Source organism: Streptomyces sp. SID11385 (assembly GCF_010548245.1).
Classification (GTDB): Bacteria; Actinomycetota; Actinomycetes; order Streptomycetales; family Streptomycetaceae; genus Streptomyces.
On the sequence record NZ_JAAGLR010000169.1, the window covers coordinates 1 to 406 of the forward strand.

General features: G+C 77.1%; 1 protein-coding gene. It reads right to left on the reverse strand.

The genetic code is table 11. The features are described 5' to 3' along the window. The coding region (locus tag G3I42_RS05295; RefSeq protein ID WP_164282817.1) for a CBS domain-containing protein at positions 1 to 406 on the reverse strand (406 nt) is incomplete at both ends.

Consider the following 406-nt stretch of genomic DNA (forward strand, 5'->3'; position numbering starts at 1 on the left):
CGTCGTGCTCGTCGCGCACCTCGCCGACGACCTCCTCGACGACGTCCTCCAGGGTCACGACGCCGGCCGTGCCGCCGTACTCGTCGATCACGACGGCCATCGAGGCGGCACCGCTGAGCCGGTCGAGCAGTTGGTCGACGGGCAGGGTCGCGGGGACGAGGACGGGCGCCGCGAGCAGGGCACGCACCGGTGTCGTCGCGCGCGCGGCGGCCGGGAGCGCCAGGACGTCCTTCACGTGCACGGTGCCGCACACCTCGTCGAGCCCGTCGCCCCGGTGCGCGGGGAAGCGCGAGAGGCCGGTGCGGCGGGCGGCGGTGAGGACCCGTTCGGCGGGCTCGCCGGCCGCGACGGCGACGACGTCGACGCGCGGCGTCATGACGGCGCCCGCCGTGAGCGTGCCGAGGCC